Below are 23440 nucleotides of genomic sequence, written 5' to 3'. Positions count from 1 at the left end.
GCATGACATGGCAACTGAACAACCGGCAATCACCCGCGCCACATTCGATGAGGTCATTTTGCCGATTTATGCACCGGCAGAATTTATTCCGGTGAAGGGTAAGGGTAGCCGCGTATGGGATCAGCAGGGCAAAGAGTACGTTGATTTCGCAGGCGGTATTGCCGTGACCGCGCTCGGTCATTGCCATCCGGCGCTGGTGGCGGCACTGCATGAGCAGGGCGAAACCCTGTGGCATACCAGTAATGTTTTTACCAACGAACCGGCCCTGCGCCTGGGGCGTAAGCTGGTCGATGCGACTTTTGCCGATCGGGTGGTGTTTATGAACTCCGGGACAGAAGCTAACGAAACCGCGTTCAAGCTGGCACGTCATTACACCGTGACTCGCCATAGCCCGTATAAAACCAAAATCATCGCCTTCCACAATGCGTTCCATGGTCGTTCGCTGTTCACCGTCTCCGTAGGCGGTCAGCCGAAATACTCTGATGGCTTTGGCCCGAAACCGGCTGATATCGTTCACGTGCCGTTTAACGATTTGCACGCGGTGAAAGCCGTCATGGACGATCATACCTGCGCGGTAGTGGTAGAGCCGATTCAGGGCGAGGGGGGCGTGACTGCGGCGACGCCTGAATTCCTGCAAGGGTTGCGTGAACTGTGCGATCAGCACCAGGCACTGTTAGTGTTTGATGAAGTGCAGTGCGGTATGGGGCGTACGGGCTCGCTGTTCGCTTATATGCACTACGGCGTGAGGCCGGATATTCTGACCAGCGCTAAGGCGCTTGGCGGTGGCTTCCCGATTAGCGCGATGCTAACCACTCATGAAATTGCCAGCGCTTTCCACGCGGGTTCTCACGGCTCAACCTATGGAGGTAATCCGCTGGCCTGCGCGGTGGGCGGGGCGGCGTTTGATCTGATTAACACGCCAGAAGTATTGGATGGTGTGAGTGCGAAGCGTGAGCTGTTTGTTAAACATCTCCAGCAGATTGACGCGCAGTTCGATTTGTTTAGCGATATCCGCGGAATGGGGTTGCTAATCGGTGCTGAGCTTAAGCCGCAGCATCAGGGCCGGGCGCGCGACTTCCTTTATGCTGCCGCAGACGCTGGCGTGATGGTGCTCAACGCCGGGCCTGACGTCATGCGCTTTGTGCCGTCGCTGGTGATTGACGATAGCGATATTGCCGAAGGAATGGCGCGCTTTGCCCAGGCCGTTGAGCGTGTGCTTAGCGCTTAGTGGTGCGTAGCCAGATGCCATGATGCGGACGCTGACGCCATGCCACCGACGAAATGGTGTGCATGGTGTTCAGGTGACCCAGAATGCGCTGCAGATGCTGTTCCATGGTGCTGAGCGGGCCGCGAGGGACTTCCGCATCCTGGGCCTCCATAATATTCACATCCCCAGCGCTCCCCGGACCATCTGAATCCAGCCGTTGCTGACAGCGCTGTAGCGCAATCTCACAGGACTCCAGATAACGCTGAGCCAGATCCGGCGTCAGCATATTGTGCTCGCGCGCCAGGGTGGTCATCGCATTGATGTGTTCAACAATGAACTGGCTATGGGTTACCCACAGCTTCATATCCTCCAGATAGTGCGAATTAAAGCCCGGTTCCTGCATCGCCTGATTGAGTGAGTTAAACAGCGCATTGTGCGCCTGATTAACGCGCATTCGCTGATAGGCCAGCGCCGGAGCCTGATGGTCGTCGCTAAGAATGAGCCGGATCGCTTCCTGATCGGCTTCCAGCGCGTCGTGGGCATTTTTGCGTAGCAGACCGCTTTGCCACTGCGGCCATAGCCAAACCATCCCACCAAAAGCGATCAGACAGCCAATAAGCGTGTCGATTAATCTGGCGATGATAAACTGCTCACCGTTTAGCGTGAGTAATTGAAGGGTATAAACCGCCGTGACGGTAAAACCAACCATTGCCCAGCCGTAGTTCTTACGAATAATCAGGTAGCTTAGCAGCGTGATGAAGAGCATGGCGGTCAGCGTATAGCCTTCAGGCACGTGGAAGTGTAGCGTCAGCCCGGCGATAACCAGTCCGGCAATCGTTCCAGCCGCCCGGTGAACAATGCGCACTCGCGTCGCGCCGTAGCCGTTTTGCGTCACGAAAAGCACCGTCATCAGGATCCAGTAGGGTTTCGGCAGATGCAATGCGCTGCCCATCAGGCTGGCGGCGCTCAGCATTACGCTGATGCGCGCGGCGTTGCGTAACGCCGGAGATTTAAACGACAGGTAGCTTCTCAGCGCTGGCAGCAGGGGTAAACGTCGGGTTTTATCCGCCATCAAGTTACGCGTGTACAGAGGACGCTGGGTACGCAGAACCCGGGCTATACGGCTGAAGTGCCAGGCGCAGAACTGGCCGACCGGGTTATCCGGATGTTGCCAGGCAATTTTTTCCAGCGCGCCGATCTGTTTATCCATCTGAAAGCGCTGTGGGTAACGATGGTAGAGAAGATCGTCCGCCAACTCACGCAGGCGGGCGGCAACGGTTTGCGCATTCCAGCGAATCACTGCTTCTGCGTGACTGCGTTCCACCAGTTTCTGCACTTCTTCCGGCTGATGCAGGCTAACGGAGATATGCTCCTGTAAATCCAACCCCACCTGAAAAGCGCGCAACAGACGTTTGTGGTCGTTGCGTTGATTGGCCGCCAGCATATGCATCTGCTGGTAACACTGGGTAATCAGATCAACCACTTTCTGCTGGCGGTTAAGTAGCGGCGGCAGCGAGGTGGCCGGGTCCGTATGCTGGGTCAGCAGGCTGTATTTGGCCTCGCAATAGTTAGCCAGTTCGCGGTAGAGCAGGCTCAGCGACTCGCGCAGCGGTTGTTCGCGCCATAGCCAAAACCAGAACCAGTTAAAGACGCCATACCATAATGTGCCGAGCGCGTAGATTAGCAGTGGTTCCCAGATTGGCATGTTGCCCGCGAGACTTAGTGTAAAAATCGCTGCGATAAGCGAGGCGGGGAGGAGTCTTGCGTGCAGTGAACTGATTTCGGCAGTAACGCCGAGGATGAGCGCCAGGCCAGTGAGAATAAGCGGTAGAGGGATCTCGCGTTGCAGCAGGAGCTGGACAATCAGGCTACAGCCAGCAAACAGGCAGCCGCCAATAATCAGGCGTTTAAAGAAGCGCTTATGTGGTGTGTCCAGACCGGCAATGTTGCAACAGGCTGGTACCAGGGAAAAAAGTAAGCCCTGCTGTAAATGTCCGAGAATAAGTCCAACTGCGACCGGCAGACACAACACCAGCGTTTGCCGCAGTGCGTAGTTGACTTCCGGGTGGTAAATCAGCCTGCGCCACATGAGGGGGAAACAAAAACGGCGTATTGCCATGCAATACGCCGTTTTGCCGACTTAACGGGTACCGTAGACGACGATAGTTTTGCCGTGCGCGGAGATCAGGTTTTGATCTTCCAGCATTTTCAGGATACGGCCAACGGTTTCGCGGGAGCATCCAACGATCTGACCGATTTCCTGACGGGTAATTTTAATTTGCATGCCGTCCGGGTGGGTCATCGCATCAGGCTGTTTTGCCAGGTTCAGCAGCGTCTGAGCGATACGGCCGGTAACGTCAAGGAAGGCGAGGTTACCGACTTTCTCTGACGTAACCTGCAGGCGACGTGCCATTTGCGAAGAGAGACGCATCAGGATGTCCGGGTTAACCTGGATTAGCTGACGGAATTTTTTGTAGGAGATTTCGGCCACTTCACATGCGGTTTTCGCACGTACCCATGCACTACGTTCCTGACCTTCTTCAAACAGGCCTAATTCACCGATGAAATCGCCCTGGTTGAGGTAAGAGAGGATCATCTCTTTACCTTCTTCATCCTTGATGAGTACAGCCACGGAGCCTTTAACGATGTAGTACAACGTTTCTGCTTTCTCACCCTGGTGGATCAGCGTGCTTTTTGAGGGGTACTTATGAATGTGGCAATGAGACAAGAACCATTCAAGGGTAGGGTCTGTTTGCGGTTTGCCAAGCACCATGCGCGGTTATCCTCTGTTATAAGCTATCTCCGGGCGCCGACACTACACGGCATCCGGGCATGCAATCGTATTAAATCCCTATACCTGGGAATCTGGCTGAAAATTTTCTGCAGCCTGTAATGTGAACTCCTCTGCATACATGCAGTACATCAATGTATTACTGTAGCATCCCGATTGTTTTAGCATAGCTTTCGCCGCGTGTCTCCTGGTGTCTCGCTTCAGCATGACCTAGGTCGCCTTCCGTTGCGAGAATTGTTATGTGCGCGTAATCTGTCAGGAAAATTACAGCCCTGGAGTTAAATTTATGCAAGCGCGAGTGAAATGGGTTGAAGGGTTAACCTTCATTGGTGAGTCGGCTTCTGGTCACCAGATTCTGATGGACGGTAATTCCGGGGATAAAGCGCCAAGCCCGATGGAAATGGTACTGATGGCGGCGGGCGGATGCAGTGCAATTGACGTGGTTTCTATCCTGCAGAAGGGGCGCCATAACGTCACTAACTGCGAAGTTAAGCTGACTTCTGAGCGTCGCGAGGAAGCACCGCGTCTGTTTACCCATATTAATCTGCATTTTATCGTGACTGGTAAGGAGCTGAAAGATGCTGCCGTTTCTCGCGCAGTTGACCTATCGGCGGAAAAATATTGCTCGGTGGCGCTGATGCTGGAGAAAGCAGTAAACATAACTCACTCTTATGAAGTGATCGAGGGATAAGCCGAACTGCGCGAACTCGTCGCCCCGGCATGCGCTGCGCTACCGGGGTTTTTTGTTAGTTGATTTTCCTGCCTTCCATTAGCCGCTCGACCAATGGTGCCATGATAAGCTCCATGGCCAGCCCCATTTTCCCTCCCGGTACCACTAGCGTGTTCATATGCGAGATAAACGAGCCCTGAAGCATCGCCAGTAGCCAGGGGAAATCGATATTCTGTAAGTTGCGAAAATGGATAACGACAAAGCTTTCATCCAGCGATGGGATTGCTTTGGCTGCAAATGGATTGGACGTATCCACCGTAGGTACGCGCTGGAAGTTGAGGTGAGTGCGTGAAAACTGCGGGGTGATGAAGTTGATGTAATCTTCCATCGAGCGAACGACGGAATCCATCACCGCTTCACGAGAGTGGCCGCGTTCGCTGGTATCGCGGATAAGCTTCTGGATCCACTCCAGGTTAACGATCGGCACAACCCCGACCAGCAGGTCAACATGGTCAGCGACGTTGTGCTGGGGCGTGACAACTCCGCCGTGCAGGCCTTCATAAAACAGCACGTCAGTGGGTTCGGGCAGAGACTGCCAGGGAGTGAAGGTGCCAGGAACCTGATTCCACGGCACGGCTTCATCATAGGTGTGTAAATACTTGCGTGACTGACCTGTACCGTTCAGCCCGTATTCTCTGAAAGTCTGCTCCAGCAGGCCGAAATCGTTAGCCTCGGGACCGAAGTAGCTGATGTGTTTGCCCTGATCTCGCGCTTTGCGGATCGCCATGTCCATTTCCGGGCGGGTGTAGCGGTGAAAGCTATCGCCTTCCACTTCGGCGGCGTGGAGATTTAGCTGGGCGAAGATTTTGCGAAAGGCGAGGCTGGTGGTCGTGGTTCCCGCGCCGCTAGAGCCCGTGACGGCAATCACCGGATGTTTGGCAGACATAACAACTCCCAGGGTAAACGATAGTGTGATGCCGCCTTAGCCGTGAAACTGCTTGCGGGGCATAATATTGACCGTCTCGTGCAGCTCTGACCACACCAGCGCGGCTTCTCCGCTTTTCAGCTGTTGTTTGACATCGGCGACTTTATCCGCCAGAGAACGTTCATGTTCACCATAATCGGTGCCTTCGCGTAATACAAAACTTTCAATCAGGTTATCCAGCGTTTCGGGATCGAGATCCTGCCAGGGAATAATCATATTTGCCCTCCTAACCAGCGAGTTAGCCAATCCGGGATTCGCTGTTCTAACCACATTTCCGGCTTACGCAGCGTACCACCGACAAAACCAACATGGCCGCCATGTTCTGTAAGTTGATACTCGACATTTGCTGGTAGCTGTTCTTGTGGCGGGATGGAGTGGTGATCCATAAAAGGATCGTCCTTCGCATGAATAATCAGCGTTGGTTTAGTGATGTCGCTTAAGCGCGGCATCGCACTACACTGGCGATAGTAGTCTAGCGCATCGGCAAAACCGTGGATCCTGGCGGTGATGCTATCGTCAAATTCGCGGATGCGGCGCATACCTTTTAGCTGGCGTAAATCAACCGGCAAAGAGCCCGGATAAGCTTTCAGCTTACGCGCGGCATTCGCCTTCAGCAGATTGAGCAGATAACGCTGATAAACGCGGGAAAACCCCTTATCCATATGAGAACTACAGGCTTCCAGCATAAACGGCGCTGAGACGATAACGGCAGCATCGACAGGAACATCGTCACCTTCTTTCGCCAACAGGCAGCCCAGCATATTGCCCCCGAGCGAGTAACCCACCGCTGCAGTTGGCACGTCGCCGTATTCGCGCTGAAGCCAACGTAAAAACCAGGAGCCGTCTTCCGTTTCGCCTGAATGGTAGATACGGTTATTTCGGTTGGGTTCGCCGCTACAGCCGCGAAAATGCATCACCACACCCAGCCAGCCGCGCTGCATGGCCGCGTGGACGAGTCCGTGAGCATAAGGGCTGTGCAGACTGCCCTCAAGACCATGAAACACCACCAATCGCGGTTTATGACGAGCCTGAGATGGTTCTTCGCTCCACGCCAGATCGACAAAGTCGCCATCCGGTAATTCAAGGCGCTGCCAGTGTGGAGTGAAACGTAGTTTGCGACGGATTAGCCGCGGCAACATGGTTTGCAAATGACGATTGCCAACGCCGCGCATCGGGTGAAACTGCTGCGAGTCGTCTTCGGGGGGCGTCATTTCTGTGGGAGTGATATCAACCATAGCACCAGAGCAATTAATAATCTTTATACATACTATACCGCGCATGAAGTGTGCAGGTTAGCCAATATGTGGTCTTGTGGCTAATCGGTAAGCAGATTGCGTGAGAAAAGATGAATATCCACCCCAGGTTTTCGCCGCCACAGGCGGGCCTTTCTTGTGCCTGTCGCCATGCTTTCACCTGTCTCTTCAAACATCCCTGACGCTTCAAAACGGCGAATCAGGCTTTTACGTTGTATGGACTGACCGAGGATTACCTCCGTCGCTTCCTGTAGTTGGCCATGGGTGAAGGTCTCCGGCAAGCAGTATACGGGCAGTAAAGAATACATGGTTTTTTGCCTTAAGCGATGCAAGGCGGCGGTGATGATTTTCTGGTGATCGAACGCCAGGGAATAGTCGACAAGCCTGGCAATTGGCACCCAACGGGCATCGCTGACGCTGGCGATATGTGGTTCGCAGTCTGCCCAGGCAATCAGGGCAAACCAGGTGACCGTCAGGCTCCAGCCGCGCGGGTCGCGATCGGGCCCGGAAAAAGTGTCCAGCTGTTCCAACCATGAAGGGGAAACCCCGGTTTTCTCAGTGAGCTTACGCATCGCGGTGGCGCGGGTGGAGTCATCGCGCGCCATATCAATAAAGCCGCCGGGCAATCCCCAATACCCTTTCTGCGGGTGGTTTGCCCGCTCTACCAGCAGGACGCACAGCTCTTGTTGATGGAGCGTGAATAACACGCTATCCACCGTCACCAGAGGGGAGGGAAAGCGGCTGGCATCATATTGATTCAGATAGTCGGCTTCGGTGTTCATAGGCTACTCGCGATGATTTGGAACGCCATCAGTGTACCAGCCCGACACTGAGCAGCAAGGCTGCGTTTTTTATTATTATTTATCAGTAAATTACCTTTTCATGGAAATAATGCATTTTTATGCTTGCTTAATATGTGTCTTAGGGACATTATTAATTGTGTCGACGGGACATAATTGAGGGGGAGAGTGATGAGTATGAAATTGACGTTAACCCTGGATAACCAGACTTACATTATCGCCAACGGTGTTTTTCCTGATGGCGCTGTCTGGCTGAAGGTGACTAATCCGTTGCCATCCTCTGCCAGCCTGATGTGCATTCGCGCTGTGGCGATGCAGGATATGAACGACTTTATGTTGCTTGCGCAACTGGTGGACGCGGTCCGTCACCAGACCGATGTGCTGGTCAGCCATCTCGAATTACCCTGGCTACCGTGGGCGCGTCAGGACCGACATATGGTTGCTGGTGACAGTTTTGCGCTGAGAGTCTTCGCTACTCAACTCAACACGCTGAAGTTCGATAAGGTGAAAGTGCTTGATCCGCACAGCGACGCTGCGGCGGCGGCAATAGATAACTTTGTGGCGATTCCACAGGAGAGGTGCCTGTTGCAGAGTACGACTCTATGCCATCGGTTTCAGCAAAAGACGCTAATGCTGGTGGCGCCAGATGCGGGGGCGCTGAAGAAAATTGATGCCGTAGCCAGAGCAACAGGCGTCTCGGAGTACGCCATTCTGAGCAAAAAGCGTGATGTGGCAAGCGGCAACCTGACAGGCTTTGCACTGGTTGCGGGTGATGTCAGGGGCAGGGATCTGCTGATTGTTGACGATTTATGCGACGCTGGCGGCACCTTTATCGGTTCGGCGCAGGTGTTGCGCGATGCTGGTGCCCGCAGCGTCAGCTTGTATGTGACGCACGGCATTTTTTCAAAAGGCGTTGAACATCTGCTGAACAACGGCGTTGATGCCATCTATACCACCACTTCTTTGGCTGCTCCAACGCTGGCACATCCGCAGCTCGAACTTATCGACATTGACGCGATCTACTGCGTTTAAGGGAGAAATTATCATGAAAATTAACCCTATTCTGGCTATTGATGGCTACAAAGTTTCTCACCGTGCGCAATATCCTCAGGGTACAACGCGGGTCTATTCTAACTTCACTCCGCGCAGCGATCGTTTTTTCCAGTCGCCGTTGGCAGATGGCAAGCTAGTGTTTTTCGGTCTGCAGGGTTTTTTGCAGTGGTTCCTTGTTGATCAGTTCAACGAGGCATTTTTTGCTCGTCCGGAAGATGAAGTGGTGAACGAATATAAGCAGGTCATGGATGGTTATCTTGGTCGCGATACGGTCCCGGTGGATCATATTCGCGACCTACATCGTCTGGGCTATCTGCCGCTGCACATTAAATCGCTGGATGAAGGCACAAAAGTGCCGATGAAGGTGCCGGTATTGACCATTATTAATACGAAAGCAGAATTCTTCTGGTTGGTGAATTACCTGGAAACGGTGCTTTCGGCAGAGCTTTGGAAGGCATCCACCAATGCCACTATTGCCCATCACTATCGCAAAATCTGCGAACGCTGGGCGGAAAAGACCTGTAGCGATCTGACCCATCTCGATTTTCAGTGTCACGATTTTTCATTTCGCGGTATGGCCGGATTGCAGGATGCCGCCCAGGCGGGGTGTGGGCATTTGTTAAGCTTCAAGGGGACAGATAGCATTCCGGCACTGCTCTATGCCCGCGATTACTATACCGAAAGTGAAGGCTATTTTATCGGCGCCAGCATACCAGCGACTGAGCATAGTGTGATGTGTATGGGGGAGCGTGAGCATGAGATAGAAACCTTCCGTCGTCTGATTGCCGATATTTATCCGCAGGGATTTGTTTCTATCGTCTCCGATACCTGGGACTACTGGCGTGTATTGAGCGAATTTACCCGTGAACTCAAGGGGATCATTATGCAACGTCAGGGACGTGTTGTGTTCCGCCCGGATAGTGGTGATCCGGTTGAGATCCTGTGCGGTACTGCTGCTAGCGATGATGTACGTACTGAACGAAGTGTAGAAGAGAAAGGCTCTGTCGAGGTGCTGTGGGAGATTTTTGGCGGCACAATAAATGATAAAGGCTACAAGGTATTGGATCCCCATGTGGGCCTGATTTACGGTGATTCCATTACTCTCGCCAGAGCCGATGAGATCATGCGTCGCCTGGAAGCGAAAGGTTTCGCCAGTTCTAATGTGGTGTTCGGTGTGGGCTCCTTTACCTACCAGTACAATACGCGCGATACCTTTGGTTTTGCGATGAAAGCGACCTGGGGGGAAGTCAGTGGCGAAGGGCGCATGATTTTCAAAGAGCCAAAAACGGACAATGGCCTGAAACGTTCGGCACGTGGTCTTTTACGGGTTGAGCGCGATGCTCTGGGAGCGCTGCAACTGCATGATGAACAAACCCTGGAACAGGAACTGCAGGGAGAGCTAAAAACTCGCTTCCTCGATGGCAAAGTGTTCCGCCGCGAACATCTTGAACAGATACGTTCCCGGTTGGCGGCGCAGCGTTAAACCTCGGTGAGAGGTATTAAAAAAGGCGGGTTATCCCGCCTTTTGTGCCGTTAGCTATCAGACATTAGCCTTCCTGCAGCATTTGCTCCAGCTGTTCTTGGGCATCCAGCCAGGCCATTTCACACTCTTCAAGCCCGGACTTTGCATTGGCTTGTTGCTGTAAACACTCGGTAAGCTCTGCTTTGCGGCTTTGGTCGTATAAGCCGCTGTCGCCCAGCTTCTCTTCCGCCTGCGTTAGCCTGGCGTTCAGTTTCTCCATCTCCTTTTCCAGGCGAGCAATCTCTTTACGCAGCGGCTGAGTTTGCGTGCGCAGCTCGGCTTCCTTGCGTTTTTGATCTTTACGCGCCTGAGCGCTATTGGCACTCTCTTTTGATTCTTCTGACGCCTGACTTTCCTGCTTTTGCGAGTCGCTTAGCCATTGCTGGTAATCTTCCAGATCGCCGTCAAAAGGTTCGACTTTACTATCGTGTACCAGATAGAGGTCATCAGTGGTGGAGCGAATCAGATGGCGGTCGTGCGAGACCACCACCAGTGCGCCTTCAAAATCAATCAGCGCTTCGGTTAAGGCCTGGCGCATATCGAGATCGAGGTGGTTAGTCGGTTCATCAAGCAGCAGCAGGTTTGGCCGCTGCCAGACGATTAACGCCAGCACCAGGCGCGCCTTTTCACCGCCGGAGAAACGCTGTGTCTCTTCATTGACCTTGTCGCTTTGAAAACCAAAGCCGCCGAGATAGTCGCGCAGTTTCTGTTCCAGCACCTGAGGAGCCAGACGGGCCAGATGCTGCAGCGGGGATTCGTCAGCGCGCAGGAACTCAAGCTGATGCTGAGCGAAGTAGCCAAGTTTGATTCCCTTCGCCAGACCAATCTCACCGCGTAGCGGCTGTAATTCACCGGCCAGCAGTTTTATCAACGTCGATTTACCGGCACCGTTGCGCCCCAGCAGACCGATGCGTGAACCCGGAACCAGGTTCAGCTTGATTGAGTCGAGAATCACTCGCTCGCCATAACCGGCACTGACCTTTTCCATCTTCAGTAGCGGGTTGGGCAGGCTTTCCGGTGCACGGAAGCTAAAATGGAACGGGTTATCGACGTGGGCCGGTGCGATAAGCTCCATGCGCTCAAGCATCTTGATACGACTCTGCGCCTGCTTAGCTTTGGTAGCCTGCGCACGGAAGCGATCGATATAGCTTTGTAAATGAGCGACGCGCAATTGCTGGCTTTCGTATGTTGCTTGTTGCTGTGACAAGCGGGTGGCGCGCTGTATCTCAAATGAGCTGTAGTTGCCCGTATACTCGAACATTGACTGCTGCTCGATATGAATAATCTTGTCGATGATGGGGTCAAGGAAATCGCGATCGTGAGAGATCAAAATCAGGGTGCCAGCATAGCCTTTGAGCCACTTTTCCAGCCAGATGACCGCATCAAGGTCAAGGTGGTTGGTTGGTTCATCAAGTAACAGCAGGTCAGAGCGACAAATTAGCGCCTGTGCCAGATTCAGGCGCATACGCCAGCCGCCGGAAAAGTCGCTTACCGGCTGCTCCAGCTGTTCATTACTGAAACCCAGACCATGCAACAGACTGGCCGCGCGCGAACGTATGGTCCAGGCGTCGACAGCGTCGAGTTTACCGTGCACCGTCGCGATGGCGTGACCGTCATTGCGTTCATTGGCCTGGTTTAAATCGGCCTCAAGTTGGCGAAATTCGCGGTCGCCATCAATGACATAATCAATGGCTGGTTGCGGTAACGCTGGGGTTTCCTGGTTAACCCACGCCAGCTGCCAGTTGCCAGGAAAAGTCATAGTGCCACCATCGGCGCTAATCTCGTTTTTCAAAAGCGAAAGCAGGGTGGATTTACCGCAGCCGTTTTTGCCCACCAGACCGACTTTTTGCCCAGGGTTGATGGTGGCGGTTGCGTTATCCAGCAGGACGCGTACGCCGCGACGAATTTGTAACGAGGAGAAAACAATCATAAGGCGCCGTATGTTCTGATTATGTTAATTTGTCATTATGATAATGTAGTGTGGAGCGAATCGCTCAACCGGGCCGCAATGGTAGCCCAAAATGAAGACGATACACAAAGTCATTCTGGTTGCGTCGGGACGCAGCCGCTGCACAGGCCGCCAGAAGACGTTCGGGAGGGGAAAGATGTCTCAGACAGCGAAGGTTTTGCTGCTGTATGCCCACCCAGAATCTCAGGATTCCGTGGCCAACCGGGTTTTGCTTGAACCGGCCTTACAGTTGTCGAATGTCACCGTGCACGATCTCTACGCGCACTATCCAGATTTTTTTATCGATATTGCCTGGGAGCAGGAGTTACTGCGTCAGCATGAGGTGATTGTTTTCCAGCATCCGCTATATACCTGGAGTTGCCCGGCATTGCTGAAAGAGTGGCTGGACAGGGTATTAAGCCGCGGCTTTGCCAGCGGAACCGGGGGAAACCAACTGGCGGGAAAGTACTGGCGAAGTGTGATTACCACTGGTGAGCCGGAGAGCGCCTATCGGCGGGATGCCCATCGCTATCCGATGAACGACATCCTGCGTCCTTTTGAACTGACCGCTGGTATGTGCAGAATGCACTGGATGAGCCCTATTATCGTCTACTGGGCGCGGCGGCAATCCCCCAACGACTTGAAAAGCCACGCGCGCGCCTATCGCGACTGGTTGGCTAATCCTATAACAGCAGGAGGTTCAAATGGCGGGAGCTGATCTGCTGCTGGCGGGGGTGTTGTTTCTGTTTGCCGCCGTGGTTGCGGTACCGTTGGCGGCGAGGCTGGGGATTGGTGCCGTGCTGGGGTATCTGCTGGCCGGTATTGCCATTGGCCCGTGGGGTTTAGGCTTCATTAGCGATGTCGATGAAATCCTTCACTTCTCAGAATTAGGCGTCGTTTTCCTGATGTTTATCATCGGGCTGGAGCTGAATCCGGCCAAGCTCTGGCGGTTAAGAAGCTCAATTTTCGGTGTAGGCGCCGCGCAGGTCGCCCTGAGTGCGCTCATTCTTGGCGGTTTGCTCATGCTTAGCGACTTCTCATGGCAGGCCGCAGTGGTTGGTGGAATTGGATTGGCGATGTCTTCAACCGCCATGGCGCTACAGCTCATGCGTGAGAAAGGGATGAGCCGCAGCGAATCCGGACAGTTAGGTTTCTCCGTATTGCTGTTCCAGGATCTGGCAGTTATTCCTGCCCTTGCGCTGGTTCCTCTACTTGCTGGCTCGGGTGATGACCATTTTGATTGGGCCACTGTGGGGATAAAGGTCCTGGCCTTCGGTGGGATGCTGGTCGGTGGGCGCTACCTGTTGCGACCGGTTTTCCGTTTTATCGCCGGTTCCGGTGTGCGAGAGGTTTTTACCGCTGCGACCCTGCTGTTGGTACTCGGATCGGCGCTATTTATGGATGCGCTCGGCTTATCGATGGCTCTGGGGACGTTTATTGCGGGCGTACTGCTGGCAGAGAGCGAGTATCGTCATGAGCTGGAAATCGCCATTGAGCCGTTTAAAGGTTTGCTGCTCGGATTGTTCTTTATCTCCGTTGGCATGGCGCTGAATCTTGGGGTGCTGTACACCCATTTGCTATGGGTTATTGCCAGCGTCGCAATACTGGTCGCGGTGAAAGGAGGTGTCCTGTATCTGCTGGCGCGAGTTTACGGCTTACGTAGCTCGGAGCGCATGCAGTTTGCCGGTGTGCTGAGTCAGGGAGGGGAATTCGCCTTTGTGCTGTTCTCAATGCCCGCTTCGCTTCGTCTGTTTCAAAACGATCAGATGGCGCTGCTGTTGGTCACGGTGACATTGTCGATGATGACCACGCCGCTGCTGATGACGCTAATCGATAAAGTGCTTTCGCGGCGGTTTAATCAGCCTGAAGAAGAGGATGAGGCTCCGTGGGTCGAGGATGATAAACCGCAGGTTATTATCGTCGGCTTTGGGCGCTTCGGGCAGGTGATCGGCCGCCTGCTGATGGCGAATAAAATGCGCATTACGGTGCTGGAGCGCGATATCAGTGCGGTAAACCTGATGCGTAAATACGGCTATAAAGTTTATTTTGGCGATGCGACGCAGCTCGAACTTCTGCGTGCAGCGGGGGCTGAGGACGCACAATCGATAGTGATCACCTGCAACGAGCCGGAAGATACCATGAAGCTGGTAGAGATGTGTCAACAACACTTTCCACATCTTCATATTCTGGCGCGAGCTCGGGGACGCGTTGAGGCGCATGAGCTTTTGCAGGCTGGAGTGGCGCAATTTTCGCGCGAGACGTTCTCCAGTGCGCTGGAGTTGGGACGTAAAGCGCTTATCTCGATAGGTATGCATCCACACCAGGCACAGCGTGCGCAACTGCACTTCCGTCGTCTCGATATGCGAATGCTGCGTGAGTTAATGCCGGTGCATACTGATACCCTGCAGATATCCCGCGTGCGTGAAGCCAGGCGCGAGCTGGAAGAGATCTTTCAGCGAGAGATGCAAAAAGAGAGCAGGCAGTTAGACGGCTGGGACGAGTTTGAATAAAAGGTAAATAATATGGCGGTGCGTAAACGTTTTATTGCCGGTGCGAAATGTCCGGCGTGCCAGGCTCTGGATTCGCTGGCAATGTGGCGTGAAAATAATGTCGATATTGTTGAATGCGTTAAGTGCGGCCACCAGATGCGTGAGGCTGATAAGGAAGTTCGCGATCATGTTCGCAAAGAGGAGCAAGTGATAGGCATTTTTCATCCGGACTAGCGTTATCTATCGGCTTTTTTTAAGCTAGAGGGTACACGGCTGCAGAATTCCGCTACAATCTGCGCCACTATTCTTCCCTTGCTCAGGAGATATCATGAAAGTAGCAAAAGACCTGGTGGTCAGCCTGGCCTATCAGGTACGTACAGAAGACGGTGTATTGGTTGATGAGTCTCCGGCAAGCGCGCCGCTGGACTACCTGCATGGTCACGGCTCTCTGATTTCCGGCCTGGAAAATGCGCTGGATGGTCATGTAGTGGGCGACAAGTTTGATGTAGAAGTCGGCGCTAACGACGCGTACGGACAGTACGATGAAAACCTGGTTCAGCGCGTTCCTAAAGACGTTTTCATGGGTGTTGATGAACTGCAGGTAGGCATGCGCTTCCTGGCAGAAACCGACCAGGGCCCGGTACCGGTTGAAATCACTGAAGTAGGTGATGAACACGTTGTTGTTGACGGTAACCACATGTTGGCTGGCCAGAATCTGAAGTTCAATGTTGAAGTTATCGCGATTCGCGAAGCAACGGCTGAAGAGCTGGAGCACGGTCATGTCCATGGCGCGAATGGACACGATCATGACCATGACCACGATCATGACGGTTGCTGCGGCGGCCACGGTCACGGCCATGACCACGAACATGGTAAAGGTGGTTGCGGCGGTAATGGCGGTTGTGGTTGCCACTAATTCCATCGCATTAGCGTTCTGGAATAAAAAAAGCGGGGAAGCCCGCTTTTTTTACGTCATTAGTAATGAGGCGGAGGCGTTTCTTCCGCCTGTGAGGCGATATGCGATGGTTGAGTTGCTTTTAGCTTTTCTACCATTAAGCGTAAATGTTCACGCATCCTGGCCATTTCGATCTCGTGAGCGGTGACGGTCTTGTTGAGGTCTTCAATAGTGATTTCCTGGAACGCTAACCTGCTCTCCAGTTCCGCAAGGCGAGTCTCTAAAGTGCGATCGTGCATGAGTAACCTCTTCTGTCCTATTCTGCGGTCGGATTCTACTGAAGTTTCAGCATCCGCGCAGCATCGTTGCGTGTGGCAGGAAACTAATTAATACAAAAATAGTCCTAAATGAGTCGATATTCAGGAACGTCTGTATGTAGATTTGTTCTGCAACGTTCTATAGTACGTTTTTTGCTTTTTACGATAACCCTGGGGTGAGATGCCCCGGCCCTGGAGAAATGGATGAAATCACTGTTTAAAGTAACGCTGCTGGCGACCACAATGGCCGTCGCCCTGAATGCACCGCTGACCTTTGCTGCTGATACCGCAGCGAAAGCGGCACCTGCAACGGAAAGCAAATCGGCATTCAAAAATGACGATCAGAAATCTGCTTATGCGCTGGGTGCATCACTGGGACGTTACATGGAAAACTCCCTGAAAGAACAAGAAAAACTGGGCATCAAATTGGATAAAGACCAGCTGATCGCCGGTGTTCAGGATGCTTTTGCCAATAAGAGCAAACTGTCCGATCAGGAGATCGAACAGACTCTGCAGACGTTTGAAACCCGCGTAAAAACTGCCGCTCAGCAGAAAATGGAAAAAGACGCATCTGAGAACGATGCTAAAGGTAAAGCTTACCGCGACACCTTTGCTAAAGAGAAAGGTGTGAAAACCTCTAAATCCGGCCTGCTGTATAAAGTTGAGAAAGCCGGTACTGGCGATGCGCCTAAAGATAGCGATACTGTCGTCGTAAACTACAAAGGTACGCTGATCGATGGTAAAGAGTTTGATAACTCCTACACCCGTGGCGAGCCGCTCTCTTTCCGTCTGGACGGCGTTATCCCAGGCTGGACAGAAGGTCTGAAAAATATTAAGAAAGGCGGAAAAATTCAACTGGTTATCCCGCCGGACCTGGCTTACGGAAAAACGGGCGTTCCGGGAATTCCGGCGAACTCCACGCTGGTCTTTGATGTAGAGTTGCTGGATATCAAACCGGCACCAAAGGCTGATGCCAAACCTGAAGCTGCGGCAGAAGCACCGGCCGCTGACGCCAAGAAGTAATCTGGTTTAAGCCGCCGCCTTCACAGGCGGCGGTTTTTTATTGAGGGCAAATATAATTAAAACTGGCAAGAACCTCAGACGCTGTATTACTTTAGATAGATTAATAATGATGATGAGCCTGCCCTGACAATAACGACAGGCTCCTGAAAAGGAGTGCTTTTTTTCATGTCCAGGTCGCTTTTAACCAACGAGACCAGCGAGCTTGATTTGCTGGATCAACGTCCTTTTGACCAGACCGACTTTGATATCCTCAAATCCTATGAAGCGGTGGTGGACGGGTTAGCGATGCTCATCGGTTCCCACTGTGAAATCGTACTGCATTCGTTGCAGGACTTAAAATGTTCCGCTATCCGTATCGCCAACGGTGAACATACTGGCCGTCAAATCGGCTCGCCAATCACTGACCTTGCGCTGCGTATGCTGCACGATATGACCGGGGCCGATAGCAGCGTTTCCAAATGCTATTTTACTCGCGCCAAAAGCGGCGTGCTGATGAAGTCGGTCACGATTGCAATTCGCAACCGTGAACATAGGGTCATTGGCCTGCTGTGCATCAACATGAACCTCGATGTGCCGTTCTCGCAAATAATGAGCACCTTTATTCCGCCTGAAACGACGGAAGTGAACTCGCAGGTCAACTTTGCCTCATCGGTAGACGATCTGGTTGCGCAGACGCTTGAGTTCACTATCGAAGAGGTGAATGCCGATCGTAACGTTTCTAACAATGCCAAAAACCGCCAGATAGTCCTGAATCTTTATGAAAAAGGCATCTTTGACATCAAAGATGCCATCAACCAGGTTGCCGATAGGTTGAATATCTCTAAACACACGGTGTATCTCTACATTCGTCAGTTTAAAAGCGGAGATTTCCAAGGGCTGGATAAGTAATGCGCTTTGCGATTACGGTGACGGGGCCTGCTTACGGTACGCAGTTGGCCAGCAGCGCATTGCAGTTTGCCCTGGCTGTTTTGCAGGAAGGCCATGAACTGGTCAGCATCTTTTTCTATCGTGAAGGTGTTTATAACGCAAACCAGCTATCAGCACCGGCTAGCGATGAGTTTGATCTGGTTCGTGCATGGCAATCGTTACATGACGATCACGCTGTTTCCTTGCATATCTGCGTGGCCGCGGCTTTGCGTCGAGGAGTTGTGGATCAACAGGAAGCACAACAGCTGGGATTACCAGCCTGTAATTTACAGCCTGGATTTACGCTGAGCGGATTAGGTGCGCTGGCGGAAGCCGCGTTAACCTGCGACCGGATGGTACAGTTCTGATGAAACGCGTAGCTTTTGTTTTTTCCTCTACCCCTCACGGCTCAGCATCCGGCAGAGAAGGGTTGGATGCACTGCTTGCAACATCCGCTCTGACGGAGGAAATCGGTGTATTCTTCATCGGAGATGGCGTGTTCCAGTTACTTCCAGGGCAGCGGCCCGCAGCGGTGTTGGCACGCGACTATATCTCTACCTTCAAACTTTTATCGCTCTACGATATTGAGCAATGCTGGGTCTGTGCGGCCTCTGCACGTGAACGCGGCCTGAACTCTTCGACGCCATGGATCGTAGATGCCGAGTGGCTGGAGCCAGAGGCTTTACGAACCCAGCTTGACGATTTTAACGTGATACTGCGTTTTTGAGGTTCGCATGCTCCACACATTAAGCACATCACCCTGGCATGCTGATACTGCGACAATGCTTCGTTTGACAAAAGAAGGAGACGATCTCCTGCTGATGTCTGATGGCGTAGTCGCAGCAGTTGCCGGAAGTCGCTTCCTTGAAATTCTGCAATCTGCCCCCATAACCATTCATGTTCTGCAAGAAGATATCGAAGCCCGTGGGCTGGGTGGTCAAATTGCGGACGGTGTCGTCAGGCTTAGCTATACTGATTTCGTCAGACTTACAGTCAAACACCCTGGGCAATTAGCCTGGTAATGGCGGGATCGTTGTATATTTCTTGACACCTTTTCAGCACCGCCCTAGAATTCTGCGTCCTCATATTATATGAGGCGATTTATTACATGTTTACGAAGCAAAAGCTAAAACCAGGAGCTATTTAATGGCAACAATTAACCAGCTGGTACGCAAACCACGCGCACGCAAAGTTGCAAAGAGCAACGTGCCTGCGCTGGAAGCCTGCCCGCAGAAACGTGGCGTATGTACTCGTGTATATACTACCACTCCTAAAAAACCGAACTCCGCACTGCGTAAAGTATGTCGTGTTCGTTTGACTAACGGTTTTGAAGTTTCTTCATATATCGGTGGTGAAGGCCACAACCTGCAGGAGCACTCCGTGATCCTGATCCGTGGCGGTCGTGTTAAAGACCTTCCGGGTGTTCGTTACCACACCGTTCGTGGTGCGCTTGACTGCTCCGGCGTTAAAGACCGTAAGCAAGCTCGCTCCAAGTATGGCGTGAAGCGTCCTAAGGCTTAATGGTTCTCCGTTAAGTAAGGCCAAACGTTTTATATTAATGTCAAACTAAACTCTTAGAGTTTTGGACAATCCTGAATTAACAACGGAGTATTTCCATGCCACGTCGTCGCGTCATTGGTCAGCGTAAAATCCTGCCGGATCCTAAGTTCGGATCAGAACTGCTGGCTAAATTTGTCAATATCCTGATGGTAGATGGTAAAAAATCTACTGCAGAAGCAATCGTATACAGCGCGCTGGAGACCCTGGCTCAGCGCTCTGGTAAAAATGAACTGGAAGCTTTCGAAGTCGCTCTCGACAACGTGCGCCCGACTGTAGAAGTTAAGTCTCGCCGCGTTGGTGGTTCTACTTATCAGGTTCCAGTTGAAGTCCGTCCGGTTCGTCGTAATGCTCTGGCAATGCGTTGGATCGTTGAAGCTGCTCGTAAACGTGGTGATAAATCCATGGCTCTGCGTCTGGCGAACGAACTTTCTGATGCTGCAGACAACAAAGGTACTGCAGTTAAGAAACGTGAAGACGTTCACCGTATGGCAGAAGCCAACAAGGCGTTCGCACACTACCGTTGGTAATCCCTTCGGAGTCTTAGTCACCAGGCGGGCGCTTCAGGTAAGTCGCCCGTTTTGGATAACTTAACTGAACGCCTAAAGAAATAAACGAGGAATCAAATGGCTCGTACAACACCCATCGCACGCTACCGTAACATCGGTATCAGTGCGCACATCGACGCCGGTAAAACTACTACTACCGAACGTATTCTGTTCTACACCGGTGTAAACCACAAAATCGGTGAAGTTCATGACGGCGCTGCCACCATGGACTGGATGGAACAGGAGCAGGAGCGTGGTATTACTATCACCTCCGCAGCGACTACTGCATTCTGGTCAGGTATGGCTAAGCAGTATGAACCGCATCGCGTAAACATCATCGACACCCCGGGGCACGTTGACTTCACCATCGAAGTAGAACGTTCCATGCGTGTGCTTGATGGTGCAGTAATGGTTTACTGCGCAGTTGGTGGTGTTCAGCCTCAGTCTGAAACCGTATGGCGTCAGGCAAACAAATATAAAGTTCCGCGCATTGCGTTCGTTAACAAAATGGACCGTATGGGTGCGAACTTCCTGAAAGTTGTTGGTCAGATCAAAACCCGTCTGGGCGCGAACCCTGTTCCGCTGCAGCTGGCGATTGGCGCTGAAGAAGCGTTCACCGGTGTTGTTGACCTGGTGAAAATGAAAGCCATCAACTGGAACGAAGAAGACGCAGGTGTAACCTTCACTTACGAAGATATTCCAGCTGACATGCAGGACCTGGCCGAAGAATGGCACCAGAACCTGATCGAGTCCGCTGCTGAAGCTTCTGAAGAGCTGATGGAGAAATACCTGGGTGGTGAAGAACTGACTGAAGAAGAGATTAAAACTGCTCTCCGTCAGCGCGTTCTGAACAACGAAATCATCCTGGTAACCTGTGGTTCTGCGTTCAAGAACAAAGGTGTTCAGGCGATGCTGGATGCGGTAATTGACTACCTGCCATCCCCGGTTGACGTACCTGCGATCAACGGTATCCTGGACGATGGTAAAGATACTCCGGCTGAGCGTCACGCTAGCGATGATGAGCCGTTTGCTGCTCTGGCATTCAAAATCGCTACCGACCCGTTCGTGGGTAACCTGACCTTCTTCCGCGTGTACTCTGGTGTGGTTAACTCTGGTGATACCATCCTGAACTCCGTGAAAGCTGCACGTGAGCGTTTCGGTCGTATCGTACAGATGCACGCTAACAAACGTGAAGAGATCAAAGAAGTTCGCGCGGGCGATATCGCTGCTGCTATCGGTCTGAAAGACGTAACTACGGGTGACACTCTGTGCGATCCTAATGCGCCGATCATTCTGGAGCGTATGGAATTCCCTGAGCCGGTAATCTCTATCGCTGTTGAACCGAAAACCAAAGCTGACCAGGAAAAAATGGGTCTGGCTCTGGGCCGTCTGGCTAAAGAAGACCCGTCTTTCCGCGTATGGACTGACGAAGAATCTAACCAGACCATCATCGCCGGTATGGGTGAGCTGCACCTCGACATCATCGTTGACCGTATGAAGCGTGAATTCAACGTTGAAGCGAACGTCGGTAAACCTCAGGTTGCTTACCGCGAAGCGATTCGCGCTAAAGTTACCGATATCGAAGGTAAACACGCTAAACAGTCTGGTGGTCGCGGTCAGTACGGTCACGTCGTTATCGACATGTACCCACTGGAGCCGGGCTCTAACCCGAAAGGTTATGAGTTCATCAACGACATCAAAGGTGGTGTAATTCCTGGTGAATACATCCCGGCCGTTGATAAAGGCATCCAGGAGCAGCTGAAAGCAGGTCCTCTGGCTGGTTACCCGGTAGTTGACCTGGGCGTGCGTCTGCACTTCGGTTCTTACCACGACGTTGACTCCTCCGAACTGGCGTTTAAACTGGCCGCTTCTATTGCCTTTAAAGATGGCTTTAAGAAAGCGAAACCAGTTCTGCTTGAGCCGATCATGAAGGTTGAAGTAGAAACTCCGGAAGAGAATACTGGTGACGTTATCGGTGACCTTAGCCGTCGTCGCGGTATGCTGCGCGGTCAGGAATCCAACGTGACTGGCGTTGTGATCCACGCTGAAGTTCCGCTGTCTGAAATGTTCGGATATGCAACTCAGCTGCGTTCTCTGACCAAAGGTCGTGCTTCTTACTCTATGGAGTTCCTGAAGTATGATGATGCGCCGAACAACGTTGCTCAGGCCGTAATCGAAGCCCGTGGTAAATAAGCCGCAGGGTTAAAACCAAAGTCCCGTGCTCTCTCCAGAAGGGGAGAGCACTATAGTAAGGAATATAGCCGTGTCTAAAGAAAAATTTGAACGTACAAAACCGCACGTCAACGTCGGTACTATCGGCCACGTTGACCATGGTAAAACTACTCTGACCGCTGCAATCACTACCGTTCTGGCTAAAACCTACGGCGGTTCTGCTCGCGCATTCGACCAGATCGATAACGCGCCGGAAGAAAAAGCTCGTGGTATCACCATCAACACTTCTCACGTTGAATATGACACCCCGACTCGCCACTACGCGCACGTAGACTGCCCGGGCCACGCCGACTATGTTAAAAACATGATCACCGGTGCTGCGCAGATGGACGGCGCGATCCTGGTTGTTGCTGCGACTGACGGCCCGATGCCGCAGACCCGTGAGCACATCCTGCTGGGTCGTCAGGTAGGCGTTCCGTACATCATCGTGTTCCTGAACAAATGCGACATGGTTGATGACGAAGAGCTGCTGGAACTGGTTGAAATGGAAGTTCGTGAACTTCTGTCTCAGTACGATTTCCCGGGCGACGACACTCCGATCGTTCGTGGTTCTGCTCTGAAAGCGCTGGAAGGTGACGCAGACTGGGAAGCGAAAATCATCGAACTGGCTGGCTACCTGGATTCCTACATCCCGGAACCAGAGCGTGCGATTGACAAGCCGTTCCTGCTGCCGATCGAAGACGTATTCTCCATCTCCGGTCGTGGTACCGTTGTTACCGGTCGTGTAGAGCGCGGTATCATCAAAGTTGGCGAAGAAGTTGAAATCGTTGGTATCAAAGAGACTGCGAAGTCTACCTGTACCGGCGTTGAAATGTTCCGCAAACTGCTGGACGAAGGCCGTGCTGGTGAGAACGTAGGTGTTCTGCTGCGTGGTATCAAACGTGAAGAAATCGAACGTGGTCAGGTACTGGCTAAGCCGGGTTCAATCAAGCCGCACACCAAGTTCGAATCTGAAGTGTACATTCTGTCCAAAGACGAAGGCGGCCGTCATACTCCGTTCTTCAAAGGCTACCGTCCGCAGTTCTACTTCCGTACAACTGACGTGACTGGCACCATCGAACTGCCGGAAGGCGTAGAGATGGTAATGCCGGGCGACAACATCAAAATGGTTGTTACCCTGATCCACCCGATCGCAATGGACGACGGTCTGCGTTTCGCAATCCGTGAAGGCGGCCGTACTGTTGGCGCTGGCGTTGTTGCTAAAGTTCTGGGCTAATTATTAGTTCTGAATTAGAAAAGGGCGC

The 23440-nt window shown here is 52.6% G+C and carries 25 protein-coding genes; 17 read left to right on the top strand and 8 right to left on the bottom strand.

The features are described 5' to 3' along the window. The first annotated feature begins 7 nt into the window (after window positions 1-7). Window positions 8-1228: a bifunctional acetylornithine/succinyldiaminopimelate transaminase gene (argD, locus tag QVF11_RS23400; protein WP_142513307.1), complete on the top strand. Its 1221-nt coding sequence runs from the start codon at window positions 8-10 to the stop codon at window positions 1226-1228. Here the strand turns inward: argD and QVF11_RS23395 are convergent. Continuing rightward, window positions 1218-3296, bottom strand: coding sequence for a YccS/YhfK family putative transporter (locus QVF11_RS23395; RefSeq protein WP_112214748.1), 2079 nt, complete (start codon window positions 3294-3296; stop codon window positions 1218-1220). The two genes, argD and QVF11_RS23395, sit on opposite strands and share 11 nt — an antisense overlap. A 51-nt stretch (window positions 3297-3347) precedes the next feature. After that, window positions 3348-3980, bottom strand: a complete 633-nt coding sequence (gene crp, locus QVF11_RS23390) for a cAMP-activated global transcriptional regulator CRP (protein ID WP_000242758.1) — start codon at window positions 3978-3980, stop codon at window positions 3348-3350. Between the two features lie 304 nt (window positions 3981-4284). On the opposite strand from crp, the gene QVF11_RS23385 reads away from it, so the two are divergent. Then, a complete protein-coding gene (locus QVF11_RS23385; RefSeq protein WP_004106401.1) occupies window positions 4285-4689 on the top strand; it encodes an OsmC family protein in 405 nt (134 codons plus the stop codon). Between the two features lie 55 nt (window positions 4690-4744). Here the strand turns inward: QVF11_RS23385 and QVF11_RS23380 are convergent, their stop codons facing one another. The 4 genes from QVF11_RS23380 to QVF11_RS23365 all read right to left on the bottom strand — a co-directional run bounded on the left by QVF11_RS23380 (window position 4745) and on the right by QVF11_RS23365 (window position 7688). Then, entirely contained in the window at window positions 4745-5614 is an 870-nt protein-coding gene (locus QVF11_RS23380; protein ID WP_110274982.1) for a phosphoribulokinase, read from the bottom strand. Window positions 5615-5650: 36 nt separating this feature from the next. Beyond that, on the bottom strand, window positions 5651-5869 hold the full coding sequence (locus tag QVF11_RS23375; RefSeq protein WP_110274983.1) for a YheU family protein: 219 nt from the start codon (window positions 5867-5869) through the stop codon (window positions 5651-5653). After that, complete coding sequence (locus QVF11_RS23370; protein ID WP_167492847.1) at window positions 5866-6864, bottom strand: hydrolase; 999 nt, start codon at window positions 6862-6864, stop codon at window positions 5866-5868. Before QVF11_RS23370 ends, QVF11_RS23375 begins: the two co-directional genes overlap by 4 nt. A 104-nt stretch (window positions 6865-6968) precedes the next feature. Further along, window positions 6969-7688: an NUDIX domain-containing protein gene (locus QVF11_RS23365; RefSeq protein WP_112214746.1), complete on the bottom strand. Its 720-nt coding sequence runs from the start codon at window positions 7686-7688 to the stop codon at window positions 6969-6971. 189 nt (window positions 7689-7877) lie between these two features. Between QVF11_RS23365 and prs the strand changes: the two genes are divergently transcribed. Together prs and QVF11_RS23355 are read left to right on the top strand one after the other, a co-directional pair. After that, entirely contained in the window at window positions 7878-8738 is an 861-nt protein-coding gene (gene prs / locus QVF11_RS23360; RefSeq protein ID WP_287859584.1) for a ribose-phosphate diphosphokinase, read from the top strand. 13 nt (window positions 8739-8751) lie between these two features. Beyond that, window positions 8752-10242: a nicotinate phosphoribosyltransferase gene (locus QVF11_RS23355; RefSeq protein WP_287859582.1), complete on the top strand. Its 1491-nt coding sequence runs from the start codon at window positions 8752-8754 to the stop codon at window positions 10240-10242. Between the two features lie 64 nt (window positions 10243-10306). Here QVF11_RS23355 and QVF11_RS23350 read toward each other — a convergent pair whose 3' ends face one another. Continuing rightward, on the bottom strand, window positions 10307-12211 hold the full coding sequence (locus QVF11_RS23350) for an ABC transporter ATP-binding protein (protein WP_112214743.1): 1905 nt from the start codon (window positions 12209-12211) through the stop codon (window positions 10307-10309). Window positions 12212-12386: 175 nt separating this feature from the next. On the opposite strand from QVF11_RS23350, the gene kefG reads away from it, so the two are divergent. The 4 genes from kefG to slyD all read left to right on the top strand — a co-directional run bounded on the left by kefG (window position 12387) and on the right by slyD (window position 15634). Next, window positions 12387-12947 carry a glutathione-regulated potassium-efflux system ancillary protein KefG gene (gene kefG / locus QVF11_RS23345; protein WP_287859579.1) on the top strand — a complete coding sequence of 187 codons (561 nt, stop codon included), beginning with the start codon at window positions 12387-12389 and terminating at the stop codon, window positions 12945-12947. After that, on the top strand, window positions 12934-14739 hold the full coding sequence (kefB, locus tag QVF11_RS23340; protein ID WP_287859576.1) for a glutathione-regulated potassium-efflux system protein KefB: 1806 nt from the start codon (window positions 12934-12936) through the stop codon (window positions 14737-14739). The genes kefG and kefB overlap by 14 nt, the downstream gene beginning before the upstream one ends. A 12-nt stretch (window positions 14740-14751) precedes the next feature. Beyond that, the gene (locus tag QVF11_RS23335; RefSeq protein WP_110274993.1) at window positions 14752-14952 is read left to right on the top strand and encodes a YheV family putative zinc ribbon protein; all 201 of its coding nucleotides are present in this window, start codon (window positions 14752-14754) and stop codon (window positions 14950-14952) included. Between the two features lie 94 nt (window positions 14953-15046). Further along, a complete protein-coding gene (gene slyD, locus QVF11_RS23330; RefSeq protein WP_110274995.1) occupies window positions 15047-15634 on the top strand; it encodes a peptidylprolyl isomerase in 588 nt (195 codons plus the stop codon). A gap of 59 nt (window positions 15635-15693) precedes the next feature. Here slyD and QVF11_RS23325 read toward each other — a convergent pair whose 3' ends face one another. Beyond that, window positions 15694-15912, bottom strand: coding sequence for a protein SlyX (locus QVF11_RS23325; RefSeq protein ID WP_112214740.1), 219 nt, complete (start codon window positions 15910-15912; stop codon window positions 15694-15696). A 222-nt stretch (window positions 15913-16134) separates the two neighbouring features. Between QVF11_RS23325 and fkpA the strand changes: the two genes are divergently transcribed. The 9 genes from fkpA (at window position 16135) to tuf (ending at window position 23412) form a co-directional block, all read left to right on the top strand. Further along, the gene (gene fkpA / locus QVF11_RS23320) at window positions 16135-16953 is read left to right on the top strand and encodes an FKBP-type peptidyl-prolyl cis-trans isomerase (protein ID WP_110274999.1); all 819 of its coding nucleotides are present in this window, start codon (window positions 16135-16137) and stop codon (window positions 16951-16953) included. 165 nt (window positions 16954-17118) lie between these two features. After that, window positions 17119-17841 carry a helix-turn-helix transcriptional regulator gene (locus tag QVF11_RS23315; protein WP_110275001.1) on the top strand — a complete coding sequence of 241 codons (723 nt, stop codon included), beginning with the start codon at window positions 17119-17121 and terminating at the stop codon, window positions 17839-17841. Then, a complete protein-coding gene (tusD, locus tag QVF11_RS23310; protein WP_112214739.1) occupies window positions 17841-18227 on the top strand; it encodes a sulfurtransferase complex subunit TusD in 387 nt (128 codons plus the stop codon). Before QVF11_RS23315 ends, tusD begins: the two co-directional genes overlap by 1 nt. Then, window positions 18227-18586 carry a sulfurtransferase complex subunit TusC gene (gene tusC, locus QVF11_RS23305; RefSeq protein WP_112214738.1) on the top strand — a complete coding sequence of 120 codons (360 nt, stop codon included), beginning with the start codon at window positions 18227-18229 and terminating at the stop codon, window positions 18584-18586. The genes tusD and tusC overlap by 1 nt, the downstream gene beginning before the upstream one ends. Before the next feature lie 7 nt (window positions 18587-18593). Then, window positions 18594-18881 (top strand): sulfurtransferase complex subunit TusB, encoded by a 288-nt coding sequence (tusB, locus tag QVF11_RS23300; RefSeq protein WP_112214737.1) that lies wholly within the window; start codon window positions 18594-18596, stop codon window positions 18879-18881. Window positions 18882-19005: 124 nt separating this feature from the next. After that, window positions 19006-19380: a 30S ribosomal protein S12 gene (rpsL, locus tag QVF11_RS23295; RefSeq protein ID WP_110275007.1), complete on the top strand. Its 375-nt coding sequence runs from the start codon at window positions 19006-19008 to the stop codon at window positions 19378-19380. A gap of 95 nt (window positions 19381-19475) precedes the next feature. Further along, the gene (gene rpsG / locus QVF11_RS23290; RefSeq protein ID WP_004106370.1) at window positions 19476-19946 is read left to right on the top strand and encodes a 30S ribosomal protein S7; all 471 of its coding nucleotides are present in this window, start codon (window positions 19476-19478) and stop codon (window positions 19944-19946) included. Between the two features lie 96 nt (window positions 19947-20042). Beyond that, window positions 20043-22157 carry an elongation factor G gene (gene fusA, locus QVF11_RS23285; protein ID WP_112214736.1) on the top strand — a complete coding sequence of 705 codons (2115 nt, stop codon included), beginning with the start codon at window positions 20043-20045 and terminating at the stop codon, window positions 22155-22157. A gap of 70 nt (window positions 22158-22227) precedes the next feature. Next, window positions 22228-23412, top strand: coding sequence for an elongation factor Tu (gene tuf, locus QVF11_RS23280; protein WP_004097636.1), 1185 nt, complete (start codon window positions 22228-22230; stop codon window positions 23410-23412). Window positions 23413-23440 lie beyond the last annotated feature (28 nt).

It is taken from the genome of Klebsiella sp. (assembly GCF_027492335.1).
In the GTDB taxonomy this organism is placed as follows: Bacteria; Pseudomonadota; Gammaproteobacteria; order Enterobacterales; family Enterobacteriaceae; genus Klebsiella; species Klebsiella huaxiensis.
The sequence above is the reverse complement of the archived record's forward strand: the minus strand, read 5'-3'. Positions and strand labels throughout refer to the sequence as shown.